Origin of the sequence: Nioella sp., from assembly GCF_964229645.1 — a bacterium.
Lineage (GTDB): Bacteria > Pseudomonadota > Alphaproteobacteria > Rhodobacterales > Rhodobacteraceae > Nioella.
Window position 1 is genome coordinate 1 of sequence record NZ_CAXREX010000264.1, and the last position, 5651, is coordinate 5651.

Annotated in this window: 5 protein-coding genes and 1 pseudogene; 5 read left to right on the top strand and 1 reads right to left on the bottom strand. The window is 65.4% G+C overall.

Going from position 1 to position 5651, the window contains the following annotated elements:
• Nucleotides 1-32: 32 nt before the first annotated feature.
• Nucleotides 33-734 (top strand): LysR substrate-binding domain-containing protein, encoded by a 702-nt coding sequence (locus ACEQXV_RS17390; RefSeq protein WP_372526106.1) that lies wholly within the window; start codon nucleotides 33-35, stop codon nucleotides 732-734.
• 208 nt (nucleotides 735-942) lie between these two features.
• A complete protein-coding gene (locus ACEQXV_RS17395) occupies nucleotides 943-1812 on the top strand; it encodes a ribokinase (protein WP_370270224.1) in 870 nt (289 codons plus the stop codon).
• Here ACEQXV_RS17395 and ACEQXV_RS17400 read toward each other — a convergent pair.
• Complete coding sequence (locus ACEQXV_RS17400) at nucleotides 1809-2729, bottom strand: LysR substrate-binding domain-containing protein (RefSeq protein ID WP_370251316.1); 921 nt, start codon at nucleotides 2727-2729, stop codon at nucleotides 1809-1811. The two genes, ACEQXV_RS17395 and ACEQXV_RS17400, sit on opposite strands and share 4 nt — an antisense overlap.
• A 160-nt stretch (nucleotides 2730-2889) precedes the next feature.
• On the opposite strand from ACEQXV_RS17400, the gene ugpB reads away from it, so the two are divergent.
• The 3 genes and pseudogenes from ugpB to ACEQXV_RS17415 form a co-directional block, all read left to right on the top strand.
• On the top strand, nucleotides 2890-4194 hold the full coding sequence (gene ugpB, locus ACEQXV_RS17405) for a sn-glycerol-3-phosphate ABC transporter substrate-binding protein UgpB (protein ID WP_370270226.1): 1305 nt from the start codon (nucleotides 2890-2892) through the stop codon (nucleotides 4192-4194).
• A gap of 84 nt (nucleotides 4195-4278) precedes the next feature.
• Nucleotides 4279-5160 carry a sn-glycerol-3-phosphate ABC transporter permease UgpA gene (ugpA, locus tag ACEQXV_RS17410; protein WP_370270227.1) on the top strand — a complete coding sequence of 294 codons (882 nt, stop codon included), beginning with the start codon at nucleotides 4279-4281 and terminating at the stop codon, nucleotides 5158-5160.
• A pseudogene (locus ACEQXV_RS17415) lies at nucleotides 5160-5651 on the top strand (glycerol-3-phosphate transporter); the annotation flags it as partial. The gene ugpA and the pseudogene ACEQXV_RS17415, both read left to right, overlap by 1 nt.

Below are 5651 nucleotides of genomic sequence, written 5' to 3' on the forward strand. Positions count from 1 at the left end.
CAAGCAGAAGACGGCATACGAGATCTACCAGTGTGACTGGAGTTCAGACGTGTGCTCTTCCGATCTGGATAGCCCAGCTGGACGCCGCCGGGCGGCGGGCCGAGCTGCGCATCGCGGCGCTGCCCTCGGTCGCGGCGGGCCTTCTGCCCCGCGCCGTGGTCGAATTCGAACGGCTCTCGCCCAGCTCCACGCTGACCATCCTCGACGGCCCCATCGGCTTTCTTGTCGAGCGGCTGCGCGAGGGCGCGGTGTCCATGGTGATCGGCCGCCTCGGGGAACCGGCGATGATGCAGAACCTTTCGTTCACCCAGCTCTACCAGGAAGTGGTGGATTTCGTGGTGCGTCCCGGACATCCGCTGCTCGACGCCCCCAGGCTGGAAGACATCGTGCACTGGCCCGTGATCTACCCGCCCGCAAACGCCGCGATCCGCCCGCTGGTTGAACGCTTCCTGATCAGCCATGGCATCGGCGTGCTCAATACCGCCATCGAAACCGTCTCCGGCGCCTTCGGCCGGGTCTATACCCGGGAAAGCGACGCGGTCTGGATCATCTCGCGCGGGGTGGTGATGAACGAACTGGCCGAAGGCCGGCTGGTGCGCCTGCCATTCGAAACCGACCTGACGCGCGGCCCGGTAGGGTTGCTCAGAAGGGACGACGCGGAACCCGAGGCCGAAGAAGGCCTCTTCGTTTCGGCCCTGACGCGCACGATTGCCCAGATGGGCCTCGCAGGCTGACTCCGCCTTCATTGTTCCGGAAGTATCCCGGGGGCGTCGCCGTCAGGCGACGGGGGCAGCGCCCCCAAACGTTTTCCGCTGCGGAAAACGCCCGCGATCCGCGCCGGATCGCGCGGGTCGGCGCGACCCGAAGGGCGCGGCGAAACGGGGTGACAGGGGTGCGCGCGCGCCGCTAGTCTGGACCGGCAGTTCCAGGGACGACCCGCCAATGGCCATCTACAATCTCGGCTCGATCAATATCGATCACACCTACCGCATGGCGCATCTGCCTGCACCGGGGGAAACCATCGCCGCCTCCAGCCTGCTGACGGGGCTCGGCGGCAAGGGGGCCAACCAGTCGATCGCCATTGCCCGGGCGGGCGGGGCGGTCTTCCATATCGGCTGTATCGGGCCCGAAGGCGGCTGGACGGCCGAGCGCATGGCCGCCGACGGGGTCGATATCGCCCATGTCTCGAAGAGCGCCACGCCCACGGGTCATGCCATCATCGCCGTCGATGACGGCGCCGAGAACGCGATCATCCTCTTTCCCGGGGCCAATCGCCAGATCAGCCCAGGGGCGGCGCAGGAGGCGCTGGCACGGGCCGCGCCCGGCGACTGGCTCCTGCTTCAGAACGAGACCAGCGCCGGGGTCGAGGCCGCGCGGGCGGCGCGGGCGCGCGGGCTCAGGGTCTGTTACTGCGCGGCTCCCTTCGACCCCGAGGCGGTGCGCGCCATCCTGCCTTTCACCGACCTGCTCAGCGTCAACGAACTCGAAGAGGCGCAGCTGGCCGCCGGGCTGCCCGAGGGCGCGCTCGATCCCGTGGCCCGGCTCGTCACCTATGGCAAGCGTGGTGCCGCCTGGCGGGAGCCGGGGCGCGAAGAGCGGGTGGGCGCCTTCGAGGTCACCCCTGTCGATACCACCGGGGCAGGCGACACCTTCCTGGGCTACGCGCTGGCCGGGATCGACGCGGGCCTTCCGCTTGACCAGGCGCTTCGCCGCGCCTCGGCGGCCGCCGCGATCCAGGTCACGCGGCCCGGGGCCGCCGAGGCGATCCCCCAGGCGCGCGAGGTTGCCGATTTCCTCGCCGACCGCGCCTAGTCGCCCGTGGCCTCCGCTCCCGGCTCGGCCAGGAACGGGGCGAGGCTGCGGGTGAAGGCATCGATGAAGTCCAGCACGATGGGCGTGCGGCTGCCGGTGGCCGGACGCAGGATCGTCAGCCGGTGGTGGATCGCCGGTTCGAACGGGCGGATGACCAGTCCCCGATCTGCGAATTGCTCGGCGTCGAGCGCGCTGACAACCGAGGCCCCGGCGCCTTCGGCCACCATCATGCAGGCGGCCGTGAACTGGCGCACCTCGATCCAGGAATTGATCTCGACCCCGTAATTGGAAAAGGCGCGGCTGAGGCGATGGAAGAAGCGGCTGTCGCGGCGCGTGTGGATCATCTTCTCGCCCGCCAGGTCCAGCGGCGTGATGACCGGCTTGGCCTGCAACGGGTGGCCCGGCGGCAGGATGCAGGCTGAGCGGATCAGGATGTCGCTGCTTTCGGTGGCGGGGTGGCCCGCGAAGGCATCGGTGATGCCGCAGTCATATTGCTCGCCGATGATCCATTCGAGGATGCGCTCGGGCCGGTCGGGCTCCAGCGTCACGGTCACGCCGGGCCTGTCCTCCAGGAAGGCGACCAGCACCCTGGGCAGGTGGCTGATGGCAAAGCCCGGCAGGCAGGCAATGCGGATATGGCCGCCGGTGCGTTCGGTCAGGTCGCGGCGCAGGTCCTCCAGGTGATCCAGCCCATCCAGCACGCGCCGCACCTCGGCCAGCAGGTAGCGCGACTCACTTGTCGGCACCAATACCCCCTGGCGGCGTTCGAACAGCTCGAAGCCGATGGATTTCCCGAAATCCGAGAGCAGGCGGCTCACCGCCGGTTGCGAAACACCAAGTGATTTCGCCGCCTTGGTTACGTTGCCGGTTTCCGCAACGGCGCGGAAGGCTTCAAGCTGTCTTAGCTGGAATTTCAAAGGGTTACTCCTGTTTCTGCCACGGCGAAAAAGCGCGCGCCGCCACGCAAAATATAACATCTTATTATAGTATATGTTATAAAAAATTCACTTGAATTATTTCCGGCCCTCCCGAAACCTTACGCACGCAACCGCTGCATTTCTGTCAGGGAGAGATGAAATGACCTTCACCAAGACGCTTCTGGCGGGCACCGCTCTGTTCGGCCTCATGGCCGGGGCGGCAGCCGCTCAGACCGAGATTCACTGGTGGCACGCCATGGGCGGCGCCAACGGGGAACGCATCGACCGCATGGCCGCCGAATTCAACGCCATGCAGTCCGATTACGTGATCGTGCCCACTTACAAGGGCAACTACACCGAGACCATGACCGCCGCGATCGCCGCGTTCCGGGCCGGTGAACAGCCGCACCTGGTGCAGGTCTTCGAGGTCGGCACCGCCACCATGATGGCCGCCGAAGGCGCGATCTACCCGATCGAACAGCTGATGGAAGACGCGGGCGAACCCTTCGACGGGTCGGCCTACCTGCCTGCCGTGGTCTCCTATTACCAGACCCCCGAGGGCGAGCTTCTGTCGATGCCCTTCAACAGCTCCACCCCGGTGCTGTGGTATAACGCCGATGCGCTGGCCGCGGCTGGCGTTGACGTGCCCACCACCTGGGACGAGATGGAAACCGCTGCCCGCGCGCTTGTCGACAGCGGCATGGAATGCGGCTTCTCCTTCGGCTGGCAGAGCTGGGTGATGGTCGAAAACTACTCGGCCTGGCACAACCTCCAGATGGGGACCCAGGAAAACGGCTTTGCCGGCTTCGACACCGAGTTCACCTTCAACAACGAGGCCGTGATCAACCGCCTCCAGGCCATCGCCGACATGCAGGAGGACAACCTCTTCGTCTATGGCGGTCGCCGCGGTGACTCGCTGCCGATGTTCACCAACGGTGAATGCGGCATGTGGATGAACTCCTCGGCCTATTACGGCTCCATCGTTTCGCAGGCGGAATTCGAGTTTGGCCAGACCATGCTGCCGCTCGATACCGACGTTGCCGATGCACCGCAGAACTCGATCATCGGGGGCGCGACGCTCTGGGCGCTGCGCGGCCATGACGCCGCCGAATACGAAGGCCTGGCACAGTTCCTGACCTATCTGTCCTCGCCCGAAGTGCAGGCATGGTGGCACCAGGAAACCGGCTATGTGCCGATCACCACGGCAGCGGCCGAACTGAGCGCAAGCCAGGGCTTCTACGAGGCGAACCCCGGCACCGACACCGCCGGCCAGCAGCTCAGCCTGAACGCGCCGACTCCGAATTCCCGCGGCATCCGCTTCGGCAACTTCGTGCAGGTGCGTGACGTGATCAACGAAGAGATGGAAGCCCTCTGGGCCGGCACCATCAGCGCCCAGGAGGCGATGGACAACGCGGTGGAACGCGGCAACGAACTGCTGCGCCGCTTCGAACGCTCCGTGAACTGATCGCGGGCGTACCTCCCGCGATCCTGCCCGGCGGCTGTCCCTGGCCGCCGGGCCTTTCCCACCCCAGTTTCCGGCCCGATCCCGATGCTCAAGCGCGTGCATTTCCCGGCGTCCCTGCTGCCCTACCTCCTGGTGGCCCCGCAGGTGATCATCACGCTGATCTTCTTCATCTGGCCCGCGAGCCAGGCGGTCTACCAGTCCTTCCTGATCGAGGATGCCTTCGGCTTCTCCACCGAATTCGTCTGGTTCGAGAACTTCGAGTATCTCGCGCAGGACCGCCATTACCGCAGCGCCTTCGGGCGCACGCTGTTCTTCTCTGCCGCCGTGGCCTTCGTGTCGATGAGCTTCGCGCTGATCCTGGCGGGCTTCGCCGACCGCGTGGTGCGTGGCGCGACCGCCTACCGCACGCTTCTGATCTGGCCCTACGCCGTGGCCCCGGTCCTGGCCGGCGCGCTGTGGCTGTTCATGTTCAATCCCAGCATCGGCATCTTCCCCTACCTGCTGGAGATTCTGGGCTATGACTGGAACCACTACCTCAACGGCAACCAGGCGATGTTCCTGGTGATCCTGGCCGCGGCCTGGAAGCAGGTCGCCTATAACTTCCTGTTCTACCTTGCCGCCATGCAGTCGATCCCGCGCTCGATCATCGAGGCGGCGGCCGTCGACGGGGCAGGGCCGATTCGCCGCTTTGCCACCGTGATCTTCCCGCTGATCTCGCCCACCACCTTCTTCCTTCTGGTGATCAACGCGGTCTACGCCTTCTTCGATACGTTCGGCATCATCCACGCGGTGACCCAGGGCGGGCCTGCCAATTCGACCACCACGCTGGTCTACAAGGTTTTCAACGACGGCTTCATCGGGCTCGACCTGGGCGGCTCTGCCGCGCAATCCGTCATCCTCATGATCCTGGTCATCATCATGACGGTGATCCAGTTCCGCTACATCGAGAAAAGGGTTCAGTACTGATGGTCGAGAACAGGCCCCTTCTTGCGATCCTGGCCCATGCGGTGCTGCTGTTCGGCATTGCCCTGGTGGCGCTGCCGGTCTGGATCACCTTCGTCGGTGCCAGCCACGAGGCCGAGCGCATGCTGCAATCGCCCATCCCGATGTGGCCGGGCGACCAGTTCTTCGTGAACCTGCGCCAGACCTTCTTCGGTTCGGGGCTGGAGGGCACCGAGACCGCGCCGGTCTGGATGATGCTGATGAACTCGATGATCATGGCGCTGATGATCGCGATCGGCAAAATCGCCATTTCGCTCTTGTCGGCCTTCGCCATCGTCTATTTCAAGTTCCCCTTCCGCATGGGCTTTTTCTGGATGATCTTCATCACCCTGATGCTGCCGGTCGAGGTGCGCATCCTGCCCACCTTCGAGGTCATCGCCGACCTGGGAATGCTCAACAGCTACTGGGGGCTGACGGTGCCGCTCATTGCCTCGGCCACCGCCACGTTCATGTTC

Coding starts and splice junctions, on each gene's coding strand:
- ugpA (WP_370270227.1), top strand. CDS start 4,279: ATGCTCAAGCGCGTGCATTTCCCGGCGTCCCTGCTGCCCTACCTCCTG.
- ugpB (WP_370270226.1), top strand. CDS start 2,890: ATGACCTTCACCAAGACGCTTCTGGCGGGCACCGCTCTGTTCGGCCTC.
- ACEQXV_RS17395 (WP_370270224.1), top strand. CDS start 943: ATGGCCATCTACAATCTCGGCTCGATCAATATCGATCACACCTACCGC.